Genomic DNA, 21590 nt, shown 5'->3' on the forward strand with positions numbered 1-21590 from the left:
TGAAAGTAGTATCACCAAACGTGAACGTGATACTAAGGAGGAGGCATTTGCCTCCTCTTTTGTTATTTTTACGGGAGAGGATTTCCTCTCCCTTCTCAGTTGAAACGCGTTACTTAATCAAACCCGCTTCTTTGTAGTATTTCACTGCACCTGGGTGGAGTGGGATAGAGTTCCCTGCGGTTACCATGTCTTCTTTTTTCAAGTTAGCAAACGCTGGGTGGAGGCGAGTAAAGGTATCGAAGTTTTCAAATACCGCTTTGGTCAGGTTGTAGACGACCGCTTCAGACACCTCTTCCGTGGTGACTAACGTTGCTGCCACACCAAAGCTTTTCACTTCTTGATCTGTGCCGCTGTACATGCCAGCCGGTACAACGCTGTATGCATAGTAAGGGTTGTTGGCGACGATCTTTTCGATCTCAGGGCCCGTAGCGGGAACCAGTTTGGCAGCACAAGAGGTGGTCGCTTCTTTGATGGCACCATTTGGATGGCCAACCATGTAGATGAAGGCATCAATCTTGTTGTCACACAGCGCTTGTGAGCGCTCTGAACCTTTGAGCTCCGCCGCCAGTTTAAAGCTGTCGTTATTCCAACCGAAGGCATCCATCACCACTTGCATAGTGGCGCGATCGCCTGAGCCTGGGTTACCAATGTTGACGCGCTTGCCCGCGAGGTCTTTCACGTTTTCAATGCCTGAATCAGCACGCGCGATGATATTGAAAGGCTCGGTGTGCATTGAGAATACTGCGCGCAGTTTTTTGTATGGGCCTTGTTCTGCAAATTCGCTCGTACCGTTGTAGCCATGGTACTGCCAATCTGATTGCACAATACCGAAATCCAATTCGCCAGAACGGATAGTGTTGACGTTGTAAATAGAGCCGCCAGTCGATTCAACGGAACAACGAATGTTGTGATCTTTACGATCCTTGTTCACTAATTTACAGATAGCGCCGCCCGTAGGGTAATAAACACCAGTAACCGAACCGGTACCGATAGTAATGAAATCCTGTGCGCTGGCGACACCAGAGCCGATAACTGCGGCTGCGATAGCACCCATTTTGATTATTTTAGGTAATGACATGAATTTCCCTTCCTTCATTGGTAATGTAACCCAAAGCGTCAGCGCGGCTTCGAGCTTTCCTGCCTGAGAAACGTTGCTTTATTCGCGGCAAAGAACGATAAAGCAGCGGAATCATACCAAAAAAACAACAGATAATTACACAACTGTTAAAATTTATAGTGTGATTGACTCATTTATTAAACAGCAAAGCGTTGAGTATTCCGTAAGTATACTCTTTTAATTTCAAATGCTTAGTCTGTTTAAGTGGTGAGTAATGATGTTTCTAAGATGTGAGTTTAGTCACGCACTATGGCGTGACTAAACATCATTAAATGAGAAAGTGGTTAACCGGCGTATTCAAACAATTCGCACACAGAGTGAAACAGCTCTTTCACTGGAACATCCAAGGTCGGGGTGATAAAAATCGTGTCATCGCCAGCGACTACCCCGAGAATGCCTTCGGATTTACCGAGAGAGTCGAGCAAGCGAGCGATCAATTGTGCCGCTCCCGGACCTGTGCGGATCACCACCAACGCGTTGTTGTAATCCACATCCAGCACTAATTCACGCAGTGAGCTACTCGCTGTCGGTACGCCTAATTCTGCAGGCAAGCAGTAAACCATCTCCATCTTAGCGTTACGGGTACGTACCGCGCCAAACTTGGTCAGCATGCGCGATACTTTGGATTGGTTGATGTTGTCAAAGCCTTCATTTTTTAGCGCTTCAACAATATCGCCTTGTGAGCCAAAGCGTTCTTCTTTTAGTAAGGCTTTGAAGGCTCGGACTAGGTTGTCTTGTTTATCTACGTTACGCATGGTTCTTCTTACTTTGGTTAAATGATCGATTTGTGCATATTCTCGCATACCTATGCATGACACACCAAACGACTCGCTAAAATTGTCTTCACTGTCACTGTAAATGTTTTTGTTATCAGGTTAGATCGCTGTATAACTCTTTGTCTCAATTGAACATTAACCGATAATCGTCTTTGATGCTGTAACGCCTTCTCAGCAGTATTGCGCAAAGTCGCAAAGCTGACGTTAATTGATTGTAATCAGATTGTGATTACTATAGCGTTTGACGGTCGGATACACCTAATCACCCTACAAACATATAAGAGATTACTCTCAAGGAGATTTACGATGAAAGTCGCTGTTATTGGTGCCGCTGGCGGCATTGGTCAAGCCCTTGCTCTGTTACTCAAAAACCGTCTTCCTGCTGGTTCTGATCTCGCGCTGTATGATATTGCGCCTGTCACACCGGGTGTCGCTGCGGATCTGAGTCATATCCCAACACCAGTTACCATCAAAGGCTATGCGGGTGAAGACCCAACGCCTGCGCTGGAAGGTGCGGATGTGGTTCTGGTTTCTGCGGGTGTTGCACGTAAGCCGGGTATGGATCGTGCGGATCTGTTCAATGTGAACGCTGGCATTGTGAAAGCATTGGCAGAAAAAATTGCTGTGGTGTGTCCGAAGGCCTGTGTTGGCATTATTACTAACCCAGTGAACACAACGGTCCCTATCGCAGCCGAAGTGCTGAAAAAAGCCGGTGTGTATGACAAGCGTAAGCTATTTGGTGTCACCACACTGGATGTGATCCGCTCTGAAACCTTCGTTGCCGCGCTGAAAGATAAAGATCCGGGCCAAGTTCGTGTGCCTGTGATTGGTGGTCACTCAGGGGTTACTATTCTGCCTCTGTTGTCGCAAGTAGAAGGCGTAAGCTTTACCGATGAAGAAGTTGCCGCTTTGACTAAACGTATCCAAAACGCGGGTACCGAGGTGGTTGAAGCTAAGGCGGGTGGCGGTTCAGCGACTCTTTCTATGGGCCAAGCGGCATGTCGTTTTGGTCTTGCACTGGTTAAAGCACTGCAAGGCGAATCTGATGTTGTTGAGTACGCGTATGTAGAAGGTGAGGGGGAGTACGCTCCATTCTTTGCCCAACCTATCAAGCTAGGTAAAAATGGCGTTGAAGCGTTGCTGGATATCGGCAAACTGAGCGCTTATGAGCAAGCCGCGCTGGATGGCATGTTAGATACACTCAAAGGCGACATTCAAATCGGTGTTGAGTTTGTAAAATAATCGACAATCGATTCAAGCATTGGAAAATACCGCTCTTGAAGAGCGGTATTTTTTTATCTCAATGATATCCCCTTCCTACTTGAAGCTGCAGCGGTGTTGACTACACTCGTTCACCCCAATCACATAGTTTGCCTATGTCTATGTCTATGCCTATGCTTATGGGGATTCACTTACTTGCCGCCTACCTGCAACTTCAAGTAGTTTGAGATTTGGGAGGTCTTAAAATTAATTATTTGATTTTTCAGTTTTAAATTCCAGCTATTGGTTTTCCACTAGTGAATTCTTATGTTACTTATCTAATTATCATTTCATCCCACTGCTTTTCGTGTAATATGCGCTGTTTTTTGTATGCTTCGACTCATGTCTTGTGAGTGGAATGGTGGCCCTTCGGCTGTTGCAGGCGGATTTTCTCTTGTTTGTGACTGATGCTTGGAAGGGGAAGATGGCTTTTTACCTCTGTTATTGGTGATTAAAAAATAATGGATAAAAAACTGGGTTTAGGCTCTCTCACGGCGCTAGTGATTGGTTCAATGATTGGTGCGGGCGTGTTTAGCTTGCCACAAAATATGGCAGCGGTTGCCAGTCCACTGGCAGTGATGATCGGCTGGTCGATCACTGGGATCGGCATGATCTTTCTTGCGCTCTCTTTTCAATATTTAGCCGTCAATAAACCCCATGTGAACAGTGGTGTGTTTGGTTTTGCTCGTGAAGGTTTTGGTGATTTTGCCGGATTTTGCTCGGCGTGGGGCTACTGGTTTAGTGCCATGGTCGCGAACGTCTCTTATCTGGTGATTGTGTTCAGTACTTTAGGACTGTTGTTTGATACGCCTGATCAGATTATCTTTGGCTCAGGTAATACTTGGTGGTCAATTGGTGGCGCTTCTCTACTATTGTGGGCTGTTCACAGCTTAGTATTAAGAGGGGTGCAAACCGCCGCGCTGATCAATCTCATCACCACTATGACTAAAATGGTGCCTTTGCTACTTTTCATTGTGTCTGCGATTGCGGCGTTCAACTGGTCCACATTTAGCTTGGATTTCGCAGGGCTCCATCACATTTCAGGCGCTGATCTGCTCGGTCAGGTCAAAGCGACCATGTTGATCACGGTTTGGGTTTTTGTGGGGATTGAAGGTGCTGTGGTGGTATCAAGCCGAGCACGTCAGCGTAAAGACATCGGTCGCGCGACCATTCTTGGGTTACTCACGGCTCTGTCGATTTATGTCTTAGTCACGCTGTTGTCGATGGGCGTGATTCAAGTCAATCAGTTGGCGCAATACCCGAATCCTTCTATGGCGCAAGTGTTGACTACGATTATTGGTCCTTGGGGTAAGTACATTATTGCGGTTGGGCTTTTGATCTCGGTTTGCGGTGCGTTTTTGAGTTGGACGGTATTGGCTTCCGAAGCGCCTTTCCTTGCCGCCAAAGATAAGATGTTTCCCCGCCATTTTGCCAAGCAGAATCAAGCGGGAAGTCCAGTTAATGCCTTGTTCTTAACCACACTCTGTATCCAAGTCTCCTTGATCTTGGTGCGCTATACTTCCAGCACTTACGATAGCTTATTGATCTTTGCCTCAGAGATGATTTTAGTGCCGTATTTTCTGGTGGGCGCTTTTACCCTTAAGCTTGCTCTGGAGCAAAGAGATCGAGGGAAGTTGCTATTGATTGGCTTTGGCGCAACGGCTTATGGTCTATGGTTGCTGTATGCATCAGGTTTGCACTATTTGATGCTCTCAACCCTGTTGTATGTACCGGGCTTCGCTTTCTATCTCAAAGCAAAGCGTGAGCAAGGTGTAAAAGCATTCTGCGGCCGAGAAATGGTCGGAGCCAGCACCCTACTGCTGTTTGCCGTTGGGGCGGCAGGCATGCTTTGGCAAGGCGCTTGGTAAAATAGCGTTGATGCCATAGTCGACATTGTCTAAAGCTCGGGACGGATAAAAGAAACCCCTCAAGCTCGTAGAGCTGAGGGGTTTTTTAGTAAGAAAACGTAATCCATTCTCGAGTGAGTTGCTGTGGTCATCTCACCGAATTTGCAGACTATTTACTGCGATTGACCGCCATATGGGCGAGCGTGATCAAGGCTTGTTTGTATTCGCTTTCTGGCAAAATCGCAAGTTCAGCGATGGCTTTATCCGCTTCATGCAGCGCCTTTTCAATGGTGTATTGTAAAGAACCGGTTTGCTCCATCGCTGCGAGAATCTCATTAAGACGCGACATGCCATTGGCTTTCTCGATGGCTTCACGGATCATCGCGGCTTGCTCAGGATTCCCGTGCTGCATCGCATAAAGCAGTGGTAGGGTAGGTTTGCCTTCTGCCAGATCGTCACCGACGTTTTTACCCATCTCATCACCATCTGAAGTGTAATCCATCACATCATCAATCAGTTGGAAGGCTGTGCCTAGGTATTTACCGTAGTTTTGCATCGCCAGTTCGACTTCAGGAGAAGCATCACACAGGATAGCGCCAATCTGGGTTGCCGCTTCAAACAGACGTGCAGTTTTGGAGTAAATAACCTGCATGTAGCTGGCTTCGGTGGTATCAGGATCGTTACAGTTCATTAATTGCTGTACTTCACCTTCAGCGATCACGTTTACTGCATCACTCATCAGTTTCAGGATCTTCATTGATCCTAATTCTGTCATCATCTGAAACGAGCGAGTGTAGATAAAATCACCGACTAATACGCTGGCGGCATTACCAAACGCGGCATTGGCGGTTGCTTTACCGCGGCGCAAGTCTGATTCATCGACCACATCATCGTGCAACAGGGTTGCCGTATGAATGAATTCAATAAACGCAGCAGCAGTCGTGTGATGTGACCCTTGATAACCGAGCGCTTTGGCGGATAAAACCGCCAGCAATGGGCGTAAACGCTTCCCACCACCACTGATGATATAGAAACCAAGTTGGTTGATTAGGGAAACGTCAGAATTGAGTTGAGCGTGAATCGTTTCGTTCACTTTTGCCATGTCATTGGCAGTAAGCGCTTGGATAGCTTTAAAATCCATCGTAAATCCGGCTGAAATAAGAGCGTGTAAGGCATTTAGTCTTCTGGAATCGCTGCATAATACACTAAAAATCATTGATTAATACATGGCTTAAAGGCATGATTGCGGCACTTTTGTTTGGCGATTAGCTTTTCGCCATTTTTTTCAAAATATGGCTTGTCATAGGCACATCATTCACGTAGAATCTGCGCCCTATTGATGATTAGTTTAGCGCACACCCTTATCGCATAAAATATAAGCATAGGCTGTGCGGAAAGAGCGGAGTAAAATATGTACGCTGTTTTCCAATCTGGTGGTAAACAACACCGTGTAAGCGAAGGTCAAACTCTTCGTTTAGAGAAATTAGACGTTGAAACTGGTGCAACTGTAGAATTTGATAAAGTTCTGCTGGTTGCTAACGGTGAAGACATTAAAGTAGGTGCTCCTCTGGTTGAGGGCGGTAAAGTAGTTGCTGAAGTGGTACAACACGGTCGTGGCGATAAAGTAAAAATCGTTAAGTTCCGTCGTCGTAAGCACTCTCGTAAGCAACAAGGTCACCGTCAGTGGTTCACAGAAGTGAAAATCACTGGTATCAACGCTTAAGTTATTAGGAGAGTTCAACAATGGCACACAAAAAAGCTGGTGGTTCTACTCGTAACGGCCGCGATTCAGAAAGCAAACGTCTAGGTGTTAAGCGTTTCGGTGGTGAATCTGTACTTGCAGGTAACATCATCGTTCGTCAACGTGGTACTAAGTTCCACGCTGGCACTAACGTAGGTATCGGTAAAGATCACACTCTATTCGCTCTATCTGATGGTAAAGTGAAGTTCGAGGTTAAAGGTCCTAACAACCGTAAATTCGTTAGCATCGAAACTGCTGAATAAGCCAAGTTTCTTGATGAATTTAAAAGCCCTGCCGTTTGGTGGGGTTTTTTATTTATCGAAAGTGTGGTCGACCCTAGACCCTAGACCCTAGACCCTAGACCTGAATGTAGCCTGATCCAAGCAGGCGATTGTTTTCTGGGATCTACGTTCTCAGGTTTACTAGACTGATTAAGATTTCCCACGAGATTGAGTGGAGGAAAAATGAAATTCGTAGATGAAGCGGTAATTAAAGTTCAAGCTGGTGATGGCGGCAACGGTGTTGTGAGCTTCTGGCGTGAAAAATTCGTTACCAATGGCGGCCCTGATGGTGGTGATGGTGGTGATGGCGGCGATGTGTATATGGTCGCTGATGAAAACCTCAACACTTTGATTGACTATCGTTTCCAGCGCTTTTATGAAGCGGAGCGTGGTAAAAACGGCGGTGGCGGTAACTGTACAGGTAAAAGCGGTAAAGACAAAGAGCTGCGCGTACCGGTAGGTACTCGTGCCGTCGATATTCACACCAATGAAATCATTGGTGAAGTGGCCGAACATGGCAAAAAAGTCATGATCGCCAAAGGTGGTTGGCACGGTTTGGGCAACGCCCGTTTTAAATCCTCGGTGAACCGCTCTCCACGTCAAAAAACCTTGGGTACCAAGGGTGAGCTGCGTGATATTCGTTTAGAGCTGCTGCTGTTGGCTGACGTTGGTATGCTCGGCATGCCAAATGCGGGTAAATCGACCTTCATTCGTGCTGTTTCTGCGGCTAAACCTAAAGTGGCGGATTACCCGTTTACCACGCTAGTACCAAGCCTTGGTGTGGTGAGCGTGCTGCCGGAGAAAAGCTTTGTGGTGGCTGACATCCCAGGCTTGATTGAAGGCGCTGCGGAAGGGGCTGGTTTAGGGATTCGTTTCCTTAAGCACCTTGAACGTTGTCGCGTGCTGCTACACATGATTGATATCATGCCTGCTGATCAAAGCGATCCTGCACACAATGCGTTGACCATTATTGATGAGCTTGAACAGTACAGTGAAAAGCTGGCGAAAAAGCCACGTTGGTTAGTGTTCAACAAAGTTGATCTGATGTCAGAAGAAGAAGCGGATGAGATCATTCAAAACATCATCGATGCTCTGGCATGGGAAGGCGATTACTTCAAAATCTCTGCGGCGAATCGTCAAGGCACCAAAGAGCTGTGCATGAAGCTTGCCGAGTTCATGGATACCTTACCAAGAGAAGCGGAAGAGAAAACAGAAGCCGAAAAAGTCGATTTCACATGGGATTATAACCATAAAGACGGATTGGCTGGTCGTGAAGTGATCACTGAAGATGATGACGATTGGGATGATTGGGACGATGAAGAAGATGACGGCCACGTTATCTATGTTCGTGACTGATTAACTTACTGGTATGCCGCAACTTAGTTGCGGCTTTTTTGTGTCTAAATCAACTTTCCTAAAGTTTGTTTCGGGCACACTTACTCTCTCTTCGGCATATTTAGGTTTTAGGAAAGGAATCATGGAATCCAAACAGAGAGCCGTTTCTCGTTTGATTGCTCAGGCAGGGCAGATGTTATTAGCGCATGGCGCAGAAAGTACTTTAGTCGGCGATATAATGCGCCGTATGGGGTTGGCGAGTGGGATGAGTGAAGTCGAAGTCTCTCTCTCGGCGAGCTCGCTTGTGGTGACGACCGTCTATAAAGAGCACTGCATTACGACTGCGCGACGCAGCCCAGATCGCGGCATCAATATGCGTGTGGTGACGCAGATTCAAAGGATCTGCATCATGATGGAAAAAGGCATTCTCGATCACAGCTTAGCGCAGCGAAAACTCAATCACATCAGTCCAGAGCGTTACAATCGTTGGCTAGTTGTGGTCATGATTGGCCTCTCTTGCGCGGCATTCAGCCGTTTGGCTGGGGGCGATTGGATGGTGTTCTTGATTACCTTGATCGCCTCGTCAGTTGGGATGATCGTTCGCCAAGAAATCGGCCATCGTCAGTTCAATCCACTCATCAATTTTGCGGCAACGGCTTTCGTGACCTCAGTGATTTCTGCCCAAGCTGTGATTTATCAACTCGGCAACAAACCGACGATCGTCATGGCCTCTTCCGTGTTAATGCTGGTGCCCGGCTTTCCATTAATTAATGCGGTCGCAGATATGCTCAAAGGTTATATCAATATGGGCATCGCACGCTTTGTGATGGCGAGTTTGCTGACTCTAGCCACGGCGCTCGGTATTGTCGCGGCAATGAGCATCACCGGAATTTGGGGGTGGTAATGTTAAGCTGGGATCTGTTTTTCGGACTACTCAACGACATGTTTTTTGCCGCGATTCCGGCGGTTGGGTTTGCTTTAGTCTTCAATGTGCCTGTGCCCGCATTGAAATATTGTGCGTTAGGTGGTGCACTTGGTCATGGCTCGCGTTATTTGATGATGCACTTTGGCGTACCGATTGAGTGGGCGAGTTTTTTTGCCGCTACTCTAGTGGGTATGGTTGGTGTTTATTGGTCTCGTCGTTTTCTGGCTCATCCTAAAGTGTTTACGGTTGCTGCGCTTATCCCGATGGTTCCTGGTGTTTTTGCATTTAAAGCCATGATCGCGTTAGTCGAAATTAACCATGTGGGTTTTTCGCCCGAGCTGATGGAAGCCTTATTAGAAAACTTCCTTAAAGCCATGTTTATCATTGCGGGTTTGGCGGTTGGCCTTGCTGTACCTGGACTGTTATTCTACCGCCGCAAACCGATTATTTAAGGTAAGAGAAAAATGATGATCAGTATGATTGCCGCGATGGCAGACCAGCGCATTATTGGTAAAGATAACCAGATGCCTTGGCATCTACCGGCTGATTTCGCGTGGTTCAAACGCTGTACATTAGGTAAGCCTGTAGTGATGGGGCGTAAAACCTACCAATCGATCGGACGTCCTTTACCGGGGCGGCACAATATTGTGATCTCCCGTGATGCGAGTTTGCAGATTGAGGGGGTGGATGTGGTGACCTCCATTGAGGCGGCGCTGGCGAAAGCGGGTGAGGTCGACGAGGTGATGATCATCGGAGGTGGTAGCTTGTATGCGGCCTGTTTGCCGATGGCCCATAAACTGTATATTACCGAGATCCATGCAAAATTGGATGGTGATACTCAGTTTCCTGAATGGGGGAGTGATTGGCTAGAGCGCTCTCGTGAGCATTATCCTGCCGATGAAAAAAATGCCTACGGGATGGATTTTGTGATTTTTGAACGCCAATATCCCCTTCCTACTTGATGTGCAGCAGTGTTGGCTGCGCAAATTGGTTCTAGACACATTTGTCACTTATTTTGCCGCCTACCTGCAACTCCAAGTCGTTTGGGGATCGTCATTGCAGGTATCGTCAGAGAAAATACACTCAACACCCGTATTAACGGGTGTTGTTTTATGCTGGCAGCGCTGCTTGGCTAAAGTAGTGTTTATCTTCCCAACGCAGCATAGTCAGGGTTCCGCCCCACACACAACCCGTATCTAGGCCGATCACCGTTTCACTCACATACCCTTCTAATGCCGCCCAATGGCCAAAAATCACCGTCTTTTCAAGAGCAATACGCTGCGGTAATTGGAACCAAGGTAGTAAGCTACCGTCAGTCACTTCTTTCGGTGGCAGTTTGCATTGCATATCTAAACGACCATCTGGGAAACAAAAGCGCATACGAGTAAATGCGTTAACGATATAACGCAAGCGATCTATCCCTTGTAGCGTTGGATGCCATGCGTCGGGTTGGTCACTGTACATCTGCTCAATCAGGGTGCTCCACTCGGGGCTGCGAAGTACAGACTCGACCTCTTGCGCAGCTTGGCGTGCAGTGGCGAGATCCCATTGTGGTGAGATGCCAGCATGGCACAGTACAAACTCTTGATGTTCAGCGAGCAAAGGCTGCTGACGTAGCCAATCGAGTAATGGCGCGGCGTCAGGCGCATCTAAAACCGCTTGGGTTTGATCGCGCCGTTTAGCGGAGTGGTGACCGAGTGCTACTGAGAGCAAATGCAAATCATGATTGCCGAGCACGACTCGTGCTGCATCCCCTAACTGATAGACAAAACGCAAGGTTTCTAGTGATTTTGGACCACGAGCGACCAAATCTCCCGCAAACCACAGCGTATCAAGCTGAGAATTAAATTCGGCCTGCTTGAGCAGTTGCTGTAGCTCGTCAAAGCAGCCTTGAATATCTCCAACGATATAATTCGCCACACAAACTCCCTTAATTCAATACATGCGGAACGGCTAAACGAAATGGTTCAATCTCAACCGTGAAAGACTCACCTTGTTCATCGATCATCAAATATTGCCCCTGCATCACACCGACGGGAGTATCTAAGGCCGTGCCACTGCTGTAGGTATATTCATCGTTAGCTTTGATGCGAGGTTGCTCTCCCACAACGCCATCGCCTTCAACCACGGTCTGTTTGCCATCGGCATCCGTGATCAACCAGCGCCGACTCATCAGTTGGACGGTCTGGGAGCTGAGATTTTTGATGGTGATGAGATAGGCGAACACAAAGCGCTGATACTCAGGATTTGATTGTTCCTCAATGTAGCGAGTTTGAACCTGAATTTTGATACAGGGCAGCGAAACATCCATGAGCGACTCCTCAGCTTAGTAGTCAGATATTGGCAGATAAACAAAGGACGACTGAATGTCGTCCTTATCGATTATGCGTGAGTTTTGTGTGTGGCATCAAGCCAGTTCGCTAATGCCACAAATTGAGCCAAGGTCAGATTTTCTGGGCGCATACCTGGGTTGATGCCCAGAGTTTCCAGTGTTTCCGGTTCAGCCAAACCTTTATAACAGTTACGCACCGTTTTACGGCGTTGGTTAAAGCCTTCACGTACCACGCGATCTAACCACTCTAAGCTGGTTGCTGGATGAGGGAGATCTTCATAAGGCACCAAACGTACCACGGCCGAATCCACTTTTGGTGGTGGCACAAATGCGCTAGGTGGCACTTCTAGTACCGGAACCACTTTACAGTAGTATTGCGCCATCACGGTTAGTCGACCGTAGGCCTTGGTTCCCGGACCTGCGGCTAATCGGTTCACCACCTCTTTTTGCAGCATGAAGTGCATGTCTTGAATATCACGGTGGAATTCAAACAAGTGGAACATCAGCGGCGTTGAAATGTTGTAAGGTAAGTTACCAAACACGCGAAGTTTGTTATTGGGTTTCACCAACTGCTTGAAGTCGAAACGCATCGCATCGCCTTCATGAATGGTCAACTTGCTGGCTAATTCTGGATGATTACGCAGGCGTTCTGCCAGATCGCGGTCAAGCTCAATGACAGTGAACTTATCCACTTCACGTCCTACCGGTTCTGTGATGGCGCCTAACCCTGGGCCGATTTCAACCAAGTTTTGCCCCGGTTTGGGATTAATTGCCGACACAATACCATCAATGATGTAAGGATCATTGAGGAAGTTCTGACCAAAGCGTTTACGCGCTTTGTGCCCTAAGTGGACATCATTTCTCATAGTTTTCTCTAAGTTATTGCGCTTTTTTATCAACTAATTCAATTGCGTAAGCTAATGCAGTCCAAAAGCTTCCCGCATCGGCTTGACCCGTTCCAGCCAGATCGAGTGCCGTACCGTGATCGACCGAAGTGCGGATAAAAGGCAGCCCGAGCGTAATATTGACTGAGCGGCCAAAGCCTTTGTATTTCAGCACTGGAAGCACTTGATCATGGTACATGCCGAGAACGGCATCCGCTTGTTGCAAGTATTTTTCACTAAAAATAGTATCGGCTGGTAAAGGACCAACCAATTGCATGCCATATTGCTCACGCAAACGCTGTAGGGTAGGAGTGATGGTTTCGATCTCATCCATGCCCAATACACCGTCTTCACCTGCGTGTGGATTTAACCCACATACGTAGATTTTAGGCTCAGCAATGGCAAATTTCTCGACTAAATCCTTGTGGAGAATATGAACAATCTGTTCTAGACGTTCACAAGTTATCGCTTGCGGCACTTCTGCGAGTGGCAGATGTGTAGTGACTAACGCAGTACGTAAGCCTTCTGTGGCCAGCATCATCACGACGAGGGGAGTTTTTGACTGTTCAGCAAAAAATTCGGTATGACCGCTGAAAGCCACCCCCGCACGGTTGATCACCCCCTTGTGCACAGGGCCGGTGACAATAGCATCAAATTCGCCATTCATACAGCCTTTTGCCGCTCTTTCCAGCGTTTTTAACACATAGTGTCCATTCGCTGGATTGAGTTGACCGGCGACGACGGGTTCCGCGAGAGGAATATGCTCAACCAACAAGGTTCCTGCTTGTTGCGCTTGCACTGGATTATCGCGTTGATAATCCAGTAGCTTAACCTGTATGCCAAGTTGCGTGGCCCGCTGCGCCAATAACGCCTTATCGGCACACACCACCAGTTGATGTGGCCAATCTTGCGCGGAGAGGGCGAGCACCAGATCGGGACCGATCCCCGCGGGCTCACCGGCTGTGACAATGATGCGTTTACTGCTCATCCTTCTCGTCCTTCAATACTTCAACAAAGGCGCTGGCACGCAGCTCTTGCAGCCAAGCACTGGCTTCTTCATTGAATTTACGATTGAACAAGATACGGTAGGCCTTGTTTTTCAGTGCGGAATCAGTTCTGTCCACTTCGCGACGATCGAGCACTTCTACAATGTGCCAACCATGTACGGTTTTAAACGGTTCACTGATTTGGCCTACGGGTAAGGTTTCAATCTGGTGTTTAAACTCTGGGACATACAGATCAGGAGTTTGATAGCCCAGTTCACCTTTTTGCGCGGCAGAGCCGGGGTCTTGGCTATATTGCTGTGCTAATTCTGCAAAGGTCACTTCGCCATTTTTGATGCGCTGTACAAATTCATTGAGCTGCTTTTGCGCGCCTTCATCGCTGAGGATGATGGTCGGTTTGATCAAAATGTGACGAGCATTAACTTCTGTGACCGCGACCGTTTCTAGGCCTTTGACATCATCTATTTTCAAAATGTGAAAACCGACACCACTGCGAAACGGGCCAATAATGCTGCCTTTGTTCTGCATTTTGATCTGATCAGCAAAGATGGTTGGCATCTCTTCTTTGCGCATCCATCCCCAATCTCCCCCTTGCAGGGCTTTGGGACCTTTGGAGTAGGCGTACGCCATTTGCGCAAAGTCTGCCCCATTTCTTAGGTCGTTGACCAGCTTGTTGGCCAAGGTTTCCGCGGTACTTTTATCTTGTCCGTCATCGACTCGCAGTTGAATATGACTGATTTTGTATTGCACGGTGGCATCGGTTTCCTGCGCCAGCAGCTCAGCTAACGTATCAACTTCGGCGGGCAGAATGTTGATACGACGACGAACTAAGGCATTGCGTGCATCACTCGCCGCCATCTCTTTACGGACTTGCTCACGGAACTCTGGGTAAGTTAAGCCTTCTTGCGCTACCGAAGCAATCAACTGCTCCTGAGTCTGTTGGTTGTTTTTCGCTATCTCTTTAATCGCTTCGTTGAGGCGGTTGTCATCAATTTTTACCCCAATCCGATCCGCTTCTTGCTGCTGCAAAGTATCGATGATCAGTTTTTCCAATACTTGTTCGCGCAGCACCGTTTCTTGTGGCAAAGGCTGCTTGTTCTGCTTGGCATTGGCTTTGATGGTTTTCAGGGCGCTGTCCACATCACTTTGTAGTATGACGCCGCTATTGACAATCACTGCCACGCTATCGAGTTGTTTGGGCTCTGCGTGAGCGTTGAAGAGAGTCAGCGCACTGAGAACGCTAATTAGTGTGGGTTTCCACAATTTCATGTGCAGTCCTATCTAAAATGTTTTAAGCCTGAGTTTCCTCAGGCTAGGTGAATTAGTTATTCAGGAAGAATGGGCGACCATAACCGAGTGAGTTACCTGCGCTATCGACACCTGTCATGCTTGAGCCTGCGCCAATGCTGGTGCCAAAACCAATAATCCCGATGTTAAAGCTGAAGTTATTCTCATAAATCGGAGTCGCGTAAGGATCCGTAACAAAGTTGCCATTCCAGCTTTTTAATTGGTTACTGTAAGTAAAGCCCACATACCAACAATCTGAAGTGTAAGTCAGGTTAGCCAGCCACTCTAACGCCTCGTCTGTGGTCAGGTCATAGTAATATTGACCGCTAGCCGACCATTTACGACTCAACTGGTAACCCGCCAAAATGCCCGCTTGTGAAATACCGTCTCGGGTAATGTCATCAATATTGGTAATGCTGTCACCGACGGTATTGCGAATATAATCCTTAGCAACATAGCGGTAGTTAGCTTGAATATAACCGCTGGCGACTCGATATTCTAATGTACTGTTGCCAAGTTGAACGGCTTGGCTATCGATGTCGTATTGAATGCCGCCGTGATAGAACAGATAGTCAGCAAAGTTAAAGTCCATCTCAACGGCCCAAGCGGAATAGCTGGTTTTATCCGATGTGCTGTCTGGATTTTTATTGGACGGATTGAGCTTGCTGTCCAGATAGAAAATCTGACCAAACGCGATATTGAGGCGCTCTTTATAGTTGCTATCAAAGAAACGAGTCGATGCACCGTAGCTGACTTGGTTGGCGGACTCAATTCGGTCTACGCCGCTGTATTTGCGACTGCGGAATAGCCCGTAGTAGTCGGTTTGCAGCAAAGTGGAATCATACAGACCAATATTGTCCTGATATTTTTCTGGCACGTAGAGATATTGAATTTTGGGTTCAAGGGTTTGAGTGTAGTCATCAAGCAGTACCGTATCTCGTTCAAGCACAATGCCCGCTACACTGCGAATCTCAGGGATAACGCGTGTCACACTCTCTTCCAGTTTGGCATCTGTGGTCTTATCAAGATCTTGTTGATAGTAGGTGCCCAAGACACGTGCTTCGGTTGTCCAGTTGCCCCAAGTGTTGCTGAACGGAATTTTGAGCCCAGGTTCAATATGTACTCGAGTTGCAGAGGGTTTGCCTCTTGCATCGGTTTCAAAGCGCGAGACATGGCTGACAAGGTCAAGATCCAGATACTTCATCGTCTCTGGAGCATAGTAGTTGTAGCTGAGCTGGGGCATTAACCGATAAGGCAAGTTCGTGCTAGTGGTATCCTTGGTCAGTAGTTGGAAATCCCGCACCAACAGCGCAGAATCCCAGTTGTCGCTACGGTAAGTGGCACGCCCTTCTTGGATGAGTTGTCCATCTTCACGATTACCGACTCCCGAATCTAAGTCAGAGAAATAGTTGATATCGCTGACTTTGGAGTAGTCGATTTCAAATTTCCAAGCTTGTTGGAAAATGCCGTTATGCTCATATTGGAATGCCCAGCGATCGCCTAATTCAGTGTGCAGCTGATCGTCGGCAAGATATTCAGATTTGATTTGACCCGCACCAAAATCGGTCAGATAACGGAACACACTATTCAGTTGTGTTCCGCGCTTTTGCATATAGTTAAAGGTGGTTTCTAAGTCATATTGGGGTGCCAAGTTCCAATAAATTGGCACTTCAAACGAATAGCCATTTCGTGAGCCGTAAGAGGCCGTCGGGTATAGAAAACCAGTTTTACGCGTATCACCGATTGGCACAGTCAAATAGGGGAGATAGAACACAGGTACGTTTTGCACTTCAAGACGCGGATTGTAGAAGGTCGCAATCTCTTCATTCTGATCCACATCAATGCTGGAAGCACGCATCCGCCATGCATTATCACCATCAGGACATGAGGTGATGGAGCCATCTTCAATTTCATACACGGCTTTGCCCGTTTTCGAAACATACACCGCTTCACCACGGCCCGGTTCACACAAAAACTGGTAGCGAGTATTTTCCAGCGTCATTTCATCGGTATTGAGATGGTTGGTCGCTTTGGTGGAGTGTGTTTTTATCTCACCATCACTGAACTGAACATTACCTTCAGCGACAACCACATTCTCTTGCTGATGCAAAGTCACGTTATCCGCGGCAATGCGTTTCTTACCTTGCACGACAACGACATTCCCCGAATAGGTCGCCTTCTGCCCATTGATTGCCTCTAGCTTATCCGCTTCGACATTGATAGGCTGTTGGCCGGGATTAGTAGGCTCAGGCTGGTTGACTAAACACTGCTCACCATTAGGTAATTGAGCGCGATTGTCATCCACACTTGCTTCTGCTTGTATCTGAGGTGCAAAGAGTGCAGCGCTAATCGAAGCGGCTAAAAACGTGCGGGAAAAGCATGACATGGGGTTGTACATCCTGTTGAACTTGTGGCCTGTTGAACTTGATGGATTCCGAACTTAGGAGCCTGAAATATAAACGGTCCTTATCATAAAGGAAATTGACGCTTGCGCCACTATCAGACCGCTTCACTCCAGAAAAATTCATAGATTGAGAGCACATAATGCATATTTTTGGCAAAATTCTTGGCGCTTTTTTTGGCTTCCTGTTTGGTGGCCCTTTTGGCGCAATCTTTGGGATCTTCCTTGGCCACCAGTTTGATAAGGCGCGTCGTTTAAATCAGGCTGGCTTTCAAAGTGGTACATTTGGTGCAGGTCCTAGCCAAGCGGAGCGCCAAGAGGAGTTTTTTAAATCCGCATTTTCGGTGATGGGGCATGTAGCAAAAGCCAAGGGTCAAGTCACCAAAGAAGAGATCCAACTCGCGACCATCATGATGGATCGCATGAACCTGACCCTAGAGCAAAAACGTGCTGCACAAGATGCGTTTCGTGACGGGAAAGAAAGCGATTTTCCTCTAGAGCAAGTGTTAGAGCGCGTGAAAATCGCCACGGGCGGGCGTTTTGACCTGCTACAGTTTTTCCTTGAGCTGCAAGTCTCTTCCGCGTTTGCTGATGGGGATGTACACCCGAGTGAGCGTAAAGTACTGCATCGTATTGCGCGTGGGCTTGGTTTTTCTTCCGAGCAGTTAGAGCGCCGTTTACGGATGCAGGAAGCGGCGTTTCGATTTCAACAAGGTGGTGGCTTTGGTGGTTCGCAGCAGCAATCCCATAGTGGGCAGCAATGGCAGCAGCCTTCATCACGCCATCAATTGGCCGATGCCTACGAAGTGCTTGGGGTGAGCGAAAGTGCGAGTGCGCAAGAGGTGAAGCGAGCTTATCGTAAGCTGATGAATGAGCACCACCCAGATAAGCTGATGGCGAAAGGTTTACCGCCAGAGATGATGAACGTCGCGAAAGAGAAATCTCAGCAAATCCAACACGCTTATGAGCTGATCCGAAAGGAGAAAGGCATTAAGTAAGCTCATCGTCATTATGCGCTTACCTTTTCTAAGGCAAACTTAACTGTTTGCCTTTCTTTTCAGGCAAAAGAGCAATTAGAGTGGGGCGGTTTTCGATAGATAAAACTTTCGACAGATAAAACAAAACCCAGTCATAGACTGGGTTTCTAAAAGTGGCTCCTCCTGCTGGACTTGAACCAGCGACCTGCGGATTAACAGTCCGTCGCTCTACCGACTGAGCTAAGGAGGAATTATTCTTTTTAATGGTGCCGACTACCGGAATCGAACTGGTGACCTACTGATTACAAGTCAGTTGCTCTACCTACTGAGCTAAGTCGGCAAATCTACTTGCAAGGCAAGTGAGAAATTGGCTCCTCTGCTGGACTTGAACCAGCGACCTGCGGATTAACAGTCCGTCGCTCTACCGACTGAGCTAAGGAGGAATTATTCTTTTTAATGGTGCCGACTACCGGAATCGAACTGGTGACCTACTGATTACAAGTCAGTTGCTCTACCTACTGAGCTAAGTCGGCACATTTGTTATTGTTCGTGCAAGCACCAACAATCAAAATTGTGGTGCCCGGAGGCGGAATCGAACCACCGACACGAGGATTTTCAATCCTCTGCTCTACCGACTGAGCTATCCGGGCGACGGGGTGTATTAAAAGGTTTTTCGTGGTAGTCGTCAACATGAAAATCTAAAAAAAATATCGTTTGTTGTTTTTCTATACTTAATGGCCTGTTTTTGTCCATTTCGTTTACCAAAATATCGCTAAATGAACCACAAGACCCACATGCTCAGTGAAATAGAGAGTTTTAAGCGTAGCCAGAAAATCACAAAGTACGTAAAAATACCTGCTTGATAAATATTTTCAGTTATACCCTTCCTACTTGAAGCTGCAGCCGTGTTGGTTAAGTGTATTCATCCCAATCATAGAGTAGGTAGGCTCATGGGATGAATGCACTGGCTGACGACAGGCAACGTCAAGAAGTTTGGGTATCATAACGACGGGTAACCCATCAGTTCAGTGAAACGTTTTGCGCTCACTGAACTGAAAGTATGCTTAACGAGTGACCTCAAAATGCGCAGCCCACTGTTCTAACTCGCGGGCGAGTTTGGTGAGAGTTTGCGTACTATTGTGGCTCTCCATCACCACTCGGCTCAGTTTTGAGCCACTTTCTTCAATCATATTGATTCGGCGCGCAATATCATCGCTGACTTGGGTTTGCTCAGCGGCCGCCGTGGCTATTTGATGGCTCATCGAAGAGACGCTTTCGAGTGCGCTGACAATCAATGCCAGCGCAGAAGCGGCATTTTCTGACTCTTGCACACTGCTTTGACTGGTTTGCCCACAAATCTGGATGGTTTGAATCGCATTACGCGACCCTTCCTGCAAATTGTGGATCATCTGCTGGATCTCTTTGGTACTGGTTTGCGTGCGGCCCGCTAAGTTACGCACTTCATCAGCCACGACGGCAAAACCGCGCCCTTGCTCGCCAGCGCGTGCTGCTTCAATCGCGGCATTCAGCGCCAGTAAATTGGTTTGCTCTGCAATATCACCAATCACATCCAGTACTTTAGCGATGTTTTTGACATCCAGATCCAGATCGGCAACCGCGGTGCTCGCAGTTTGTAATTGGGTCGCCAAGCCTTGAATATTGCTTACCGTGTTGTGGATGAGCTTTTGCGTATGCTGGCTTTGCTGATCCGCTTGATCGGTGTTGAATGCGGTATCACGCGCAGAATCGGCGACTTGGTTCGCTGAAGAGGCCATTTCGGTCATTGCAGTGGCAATCATGGCGGTAGATTGCTGCTGGCTATCCGTTAATTCGGCAATGCTTTTGGCACGAGTACCTGCGCCGGCTAATTCAGAGCGTAAAGCAACCATGGATTGCTCAAGCTTAGCCACCAAGTCTGCAAGTGAGCTGTTCATCTGCTGCACTGCACCATAAATACTCTCTTTAGGGGCTTTTATCACAAATTCACGACGAATGCGGCCTTGTGCCACCGCTTGTACTGCGCTGCGTACCTCATTTGGTTCACCGCCGATAATCAGCAGTATTTTACGAATCGCGACCAGTAGCAGAGATAAAATCGCAACGGCGATCACCACACATAAGCTTAGTTGCCATTGCGCGGTAGACCAAAAACGCTCATTCACTTCGTTAAAACCAATACCCGTGCCGACAACCCAGCCCCAGTGTGGCGTTTTGCGCGCGATGGAGAGCTTTTCTTCAATCGAGCCATCTGCTTGCTTTTGTGTCCACGTATATTCCACCAACTTGCCGGATTGATGACGCAGCACATCTTGAATTAAGCGGCCAACACTATTGCCTTTACCATCTTTAAAATCGTGAAAACTGGTGTCATGCAGTTGTGGGTCGAGCGGCGTCGCCACGAAAGTCATATTTTCATCTGCCACATACACATATTCATTATCTTTGTAGAGATTGTTGCGCATTAGGCGGGTGGCGAGCGCTTTGGCTTCTGGCTCCGACATTTTGCCTTCTTGAGCCAGCTTCTCTACCTCAGTCAAAATACTGTAGGCACTATTAAACAGCTCGGTTACACGCGCTTTGTTATCGAGATTGCTGGCCACACGTAACGTCCACAGTCCGGTCGCGGTTAGCGCGAGAAGAGCGGCGAGAATGATGGCAGATAATAAATAAGCTTGGGTTTTTAATTTCATAGTTTGAACCCTATGGGGAAGGTGTAAGCAGATTAAATTTTTGTGGCGGTTTGATGTCGGCGAGATAGTAATGAGCTTGCTTATTTATTGATACGAAGTAAGTGTGAAAGTATGAGTTGGATTAAATTTTTGCCTCGAAATAAAAAAGAAGAAGTGAGAACGATGAGTTAAGTGAGAAGCGGGATGTTTGGGAAGTGAGAAGCGAAATCCCAAATGCAGATAAAGAAAAACCCAGTCAAGGACTGGGTTTCTAAAAGTGGCTCCTCCTGCTGGGCTCGAACCAGCGACCTGCGGATTAACAGTCCGTCGCTCTACCGACTGAGCTAAGGAGGAACAATTTTTATTGTGTCTATGGCACAACTTTTAATAGTGGTGCCTCGAGGCGGAATCGAACCACCGACACGAGGATTTTCAATCCTCTGCTCTACCGACTGAGCTATCGAGGCAAATTTTAAGTGGTGCCGGCTGCCGGAATCGAACTGGCGACCTACTGATTACAAGTCAGTTGCTCTACCTACTGAGCTAAGCCGGCACACGTAACCTTTGCTGTTTGTGTCTTACACCAACAATCTAAAATTCGTGGTGCCCGGAGGCGGAATCGAACCACCGACACGAGGATTTTCAATCCTCTGCTCTACCGACTGAGCTATCCGGGCAACGGAGCGCTATTAAACGGATTTTCCCTTTCCCCGTCAACCTGTTTTTTGAAATATTTCGAAAAATCAGTTTGATT

The 21590-nt window shown here is 47.5% G+C and carries 19 protein-coding genes and 9 tRNA genes; 9 read left to right on the plus strand and 19 right to left on the minus strand.

The window, feature by feature from the left end:
* Positions 1-109 precede the first annotated feature (109 nt).
* The gene (locus T411_RS0110770) at positions 110-1078 is read right to left on the minus strand and encodes a TAXI family TRAP transporter solute-binding subunit (RefSeq protein WP_000056631.1); all 969 of its coding nucleotides are present in this window, start codon (positions 1076-1078) and stop codon (positions 110-112) included.
* A 323-nt stretch (positions 1079-1401) separates the two neighbouring features.
* On the minus strand, positions 1402-1872 hold the full coding sequence (argR, locus tag T411_RS0110775; RefSeq protein WP_001246635.1) for a transcriptional regulator ArgR: 471 nt from the start codon (positions 1870-1872) through the stop codon (positions 1402-1404).
* 327 nt (positions 1873-2199) lie between these two features.
* Here argR and mdh point away from each other — a divergent pair, with 327 nt between their 5' ends.
* Complete coding sequence (gene mdh, locus T411_RS0110780) at positions 2200-3135, plus strand: malate dehydrogenase (protein ID WP_000861563.1); 936 nt, start codon at positions 2200-2202, stop codon at positions 3133-3135.
* A 479-nt stretch (positions 3136-3614) separates the two neighbouring features.
* Positions 3615-5021 carry a basic amino acid/polyamine antiporter gene (locus T411_RS0110785; protein ID WP_000358606.1) on the plus strand — a complete coding sequence of 469 codons (1407 nt, stop codon included), beginning with the start codon at positions 3615-3617 and terminating at the stop codon, positions 5019-5021.
* Between the two features lie 148 nt (positions 5022-5169).
* Here the strand turns inward: T411_RS0110785 and ispB are convergent, their stop codons facing one another.
* Positions 5170-6141, minus strand: a complete 972-nt coding sequence (gene ispB, locus T411_RS0110790; protein ID WP_000345929.1) for an octaprenyl diphosphate synthase — start codon at positions 6139-6141, stop codon at positions 5170-5172.
* Between the two features lie 270 nt (positions 6142-6411).
* Between ispB and rplU the strand changes: the two genes are divergently transcribed.
* The 6 genes from rplU (at position 6412) to folA (ending at position 10244) form a co-directional block, all read left to right on the plus strand.
* Positions 6412-6723 carry a 50S ribosomal protein L21 gene (gene rplU, locus T411_RS0110795; RefSeq protein ID WP_000271393.1) on the plus strand — a complete coding sequence of 104 codons (312 nt, stop codon included), beginning with the start codon at positions 6412-6414 and terminating at the stop codon, positions 6721-6723.
* Between the two features lie 20 nt (positions 6724-6743).
* Positions 6744-7004, plus strand: a complete 261-nt coding sequence (gene rpmA / locus T411_RS0110800) for a 50S ribosomal protein L27 (protein WP_000940599.1) — start codon at positions 6744-6746, stop codon at positions 7002-7004.
* Positions 7005-7205: 201 nt separating this feature from the next.
* Entirely contained in the window at positions 7206-8378 is a 1173-nt protein-coding gene (cgtA, locus tag T411_RS0110805; protein ID WP_000673586.1) for an Obg family GTPase CgtA, read from the plus strand.
* A gap of 121 nt (positions 8379-8499) precedes the next feature.
* Positions 8500-9261 carry a threonine/serine exporter family protein gene (locus tag T411_RS0110810; RefSeq protein ID WP_000444259.1) on the plus strand — a complete coding sequence of 254 codons (762 nt, stop codon included), beginning with the start codon at positions 8500-8502 and terminating at the stop codon, positions 9259-9261.
* Positions 9261-9734: a threonine/serine exporter family protein gene (locus T411_RS0110815; RefSeq protein WP_000954087.1), complete on the plus strand. Its 474-nt coding sequence runs from the start codon at positions 9261-9263 to the stop codon at positions 9732-9734. Before T411_RS0110810 ends, T411_RS0110815 begins: the two co-directional genes overlap by 1 nt.
* 12 nt (positions 9735-9746) lie before the next feature.
* Entirely contained in the window at positions 9747-10244 is a 498-nt protein-coding gene (gene folA / locus T411_RS0110820; RefSeq protein WP_000973535.1) for a type 3 dihydrofolate reductase, read from the plus strand.
* A 148-nt stretch (positions 10245-10392) separates the two neighbouring features.
* Here the strand turns inward: folA and T411_RS0110825 are convergent, their stop codons facing one another.
* The 6 genes from T411_RS0110825 to lptD all read right to left on the minus strand — a co-directional run bounded on the left by T411_RS0110825 (position 10393) and on the right by lptD (position 17175).
* On the minus strand, positions 10393-11202 hold the full coding sequence (locus T411_RS0110825; protein ID WP_000035032.1) for a symmetrical bis(5'-nucleosyl)-tetraphosphatase: 810 nt from the start codon (positions 11200-11202) through the stop codon (positions 10393-10395).
* 10 nt (positions 11203-11212) lie between these two features.
* Positions 11213-11593, minus strand: coding sequence for a Co2+/Mg2+ efflux protein ApaG (gene apaG / locus T411_RS0110830; protein WP_000383338.1), 381 nt, complete (start codon positions 11591-11593; stop codon positions 11213-11215).
* A gap of 71 nt (positions 11594-11664) precedes the next feature.
* Positions 11665-12480: a 16S rRNA (adenine(1518)-N(6)/adenine(1519)-N(6))-dimethyltransferase RsmA gene (rsmA, locus tag T411_RS0110835; protein WP_001243262.1), complete on the minus strand. Its 816-nt coding sequence runs from the start codon at positions 12478-12480 to the stop codon at positions 11665-11667.
* A gap of 13 nt (positions 12481-12493) precedes the next feature.
* Positions 12494-13486: a 4-hydroxythreonine-4-phosphate dehydrogenase PdxA gene (gene pdxA, locus T411_RS0110840; protein ID WP_000095773.1), complete on the minus strand. Its 993-nt coding sequence runs from the start codon at positions 13484-13486 to the stop codon at positions 12494-12496.
* A complete protein-coding gene (surA, locus tag T411_RS0110845; protein WP_000780524.1) occupies positions 13476-14771 on the minus strand; it encodes a peptidylprolyl isomerase SurA in 1296 nt (431 codons plus the stop codon). The genes pdxA and surA overlap by 11 nt, the downstream gene beginning before the upstream one ends.
* Positions 14772-14823: 52 nt before the next feature.
* Positions 14824-17175, minus strand: coding sequence for an LPS assembly protein LptD (gene lptD, locus T411_RS0110850; protein ID WP_001277601.1), 2352 nt, complete (start codon positions 17173-17175; stop codon positions 14824-14826).
* Between the two features lie 158 nt (positions 17176-17333).
* Here lptD and djlA point away from each other — a divergent pair, with 158 nt between their 5' ends.
* Complete coding sequence (djlA, locus tag T411_RS0110855) at positions 17334-18188, plus strand: co-chaperone DjlA (protein ID WP_000546921.1); 855 nt, start codon at positions 17334-17336, stop codon at positions 18186-18188.
* Positions 18189-18341: 153 nt separating this feature from the next.
* Here the strand turns inward: djlA and T411_RS0110860 are convergent.
* The 10 genes from T411_RS0110860 to T411_RS0110905 all read right to left on the minus strand — a co-directional run bounded on the left by T411_RS0110860 (position 18342) and on the right by T411_RS0110905 (position 21513).
* A tRNA-Asn gene (locus T411_RS0110860) sits at positions 18342-18417 on the minus strand.
* Between the two features lie 14 nt (positions 18418-18431).
* Positions 18432-18507 (minus strand) — tRNA-Thr (locus T411_RS0110865).
* 28 nt (positions 18508-18535) lie between these two features.
* Positions 18536-18610: transfer RNA gene (locus T411_RS0110870), tRNA-Asn, on the minus strand.
* 14 nt (positions 18611-18624) lie between these two features.
* A tRNA-Thr gene (locus tag T411_RS0110875) sits at positions 18625-18700 on the minus strand.
* A 41-nt stretch (positions 18701-18741) separates the two neighbouring features.
* Positions 18742-18817: transfer RNA gene (locus T411_RS0110880), tRNA-Phe, on the minus strand.
* A 414-nt stretch (positions 18818-19231) separates the two neighbouring features.
* On the minus strand, positions 19232-20857 hold the full coding sequence (locus T411_RS0110885; protein WP_000769922.1) for a methyl-accepting chemotaxis protein: 1626 nt from the start codon (positions 20855-20857) through the stop codon (positions 19232-19234).
* Positions 20858-21114: 257 nt separating this feature from the next.
* Positions 21115-21190, minus strand: a tRNA-Asn gene (locus tag T411_RS0110890).
* A gap of 37 nt (positions 21191-21227) precedes the next feature.
* Positions 21228-21303: transfer RNA gene (locus tag T411_RS0110895), tRNA-Phe, on the minus strand.
* Positions 21304-21313: 10 nt separating this feature from the next.
* Positions 21314-21389: transfer RNA gene (locus tag T411_RS0110900), tRNA-Thr, on the minus strand.
* A gap of 48 nt (positions 21390-21437) precedes the next feature.
* Positions 21438-21513, minus strand: a tRNA-Phe gene (locus tag T411_RS0110905).
* Positions 21514-21590: the final 77 nt, after the last annotated feature.

The sequence above is a fragment of the Vibrio cholerae ATCC 14035 genome (assembly GCF_000621645.1).
Taxonomy (GTDB): Bacteria; Pseudomonadota; Gammaproteobacteria; order Enterobacterales; family Vibrionaceae; genus Vibrio; species Vibrio cholerae.

Coding starts and splice junctions, on each gene's coding strand:
- argR (WP_001246635.1), bottom strand. CDS start 1,872: ATGCGTAACGTAGATAAACAAGACAACCTAGTCCGAGCCTTCAAAGCC.
- surA (WP_000780524.1), bottom strand. CDS start 14,771: ATGAAATTGTGGAAACCCACACTAATTAGCGTTCTCAGTGCGCTGACT.
- apaG (WP_000383338.1), bottom strand. CDS start 11,593: ATGGATGTTTCGCTGCCCTGTATCAAAATTCAGGTTCAAACTCGCTAC.
- rpmA (WP_000940599.1), top strand. CDS start 6,744: ATGGCACACAAAAAAGCTGGTGGTTCTACTCGTAACGGCCGCGATTCA.
- T411_RS0110810 (WP_000444259.1), top strand. CDS start 8,500: ATGGAATCCAAACAGAGAGCCGTTTCTCGTTTGATTGCTCAGGCAGGG.
- T411_RS0110885 (WP_000769922.1), bottom strand. CDS start 20,857: ATGAAATTAAAAACCCAAGCTTATTTATTATCTGCCATCATTCTCGCC.
- T411_RS0110815 (WP_000954087.1), top strand. CDS start 9,261: ATGTTAAGCTGGGATCTGTTTTTCGGACTACTCAACGACATGTTTTTT.
- mdh (WP_000861563.1), top strand. CDS start 2,200: ATGAAAGTCGCTGTTATTGGTGCCGCTGGCGGCATTGGTCAAGCCCTT.
- lptD (WP_001277601.1), bottom strand. CDS start 17,175: ATGTCATGCTTTTCCCGCACGTTTTTAGCCGCTTCGATTAGCGCTGCA.
- ispB (WP_000345929.1), bottom strand. CDS start 6,141: ATGGATTTTAAAGCTATCCAAGCGCTTACTGCCAATGACATGGCAAAA.
- T411_RS0110785 (WP_000358606.1), top strand. CDS start 3,615: ATGGATAAAAAACTGGGTTTAGGCTCTCTCACGGCGCTAGTGATTGGT.
- pdxA (WP_000095773.1), bottom strand. CDS start 13,486: ATGAGCAGTAAACGCATCATTGTCACAGCCGGTGAGCCCGCGGGGATC.
- rsmA (WP_001243262.1), bottom strand. CDS start 12,480: ATGAGAAATGATGTCCACTTAGGGCACAAAGCGCGTAAACGCTTTGGT.
- folA (WP_000973535.1), top strand. CDS start 9,747: ATGATGATCAGTATGATTGCCGCGATGGCAGACCAGCGCATTATTGGT.
- cgtA (WP_000673586.1), top strand. CDS start 7,206: ATGAAATTCGTAGATGAAGCGGTAATTAAAGTTCAAGCTGGTGATGGC.
- T411_RS0110770 (WP_000056631.1), bottom strand. CDS start 1,078: ATGTCATTACCTAAAATAATCAAAATGGGTGCTATCGCAGCCGCAGTT.
- djlA (WP_000546921.1), top strand. CDS start 17,334: ATGCATATTTTTGGCAAAATTCTTGGCGCTTTTTTTGGCTTCCTGTTT.
- rplU (WP_000271393.1), top strand. CDS start 6,412: ATGTACGCTGTTTTCCAATCTGGTGGTAAACAACACCGTGTAAGCGAA.